General features: G+C 62.2%; 1 protein-coding gene. It reads right to left on the bottom strand.

Going from position 1 to position 230, the window contains the following annotated elements; all coding sequences use genetic code 11:
- Positions 1-230, bottom strand: a 230-nt coding sequence (locus tag T18_RS27995; RefSeq protein WP_323455265.1) for an IS66 family transposase zinc-finger binding domain-containing protein, incomplete at both ends; no start/stop codon positions are given.

Below are 230 nucleotides of genomic sequence, written 5' to 3'. Positions count from 1 at the left end.
ACCGTCTGGATGACCTTCCACTGGCGCGGGATGACCTCCAGGGTCTCGGTGATGTCCTCGCCAAGCTTCGACAATTTGGCCGATCCGCAGCAGGCGCAATTGGCGGGAGCGGCGATGACGATGCGCTCGCGTGGCAGATGTTCGGGAAAGGGCTTGCGTGACGGACGCCTGCGCTCGAAGGCTTTGACGGTTGAAGCTTTGGCTGCGATCTCCGCGGCCAGTTCATCTTC

The organism is Rhizobium sp. TBD182, from assembly GCF_001950375.1.
Lineage (GTDB): Bacteria > Pseudomonadota > Alphaproteobacteria > Rhizobiales > Rhizobiaceae > Agrobacterium > Agrobacterium tumefaciens.
This window is presented reverse-complemented; position numbering and strand designations above follow the sequence as displayed.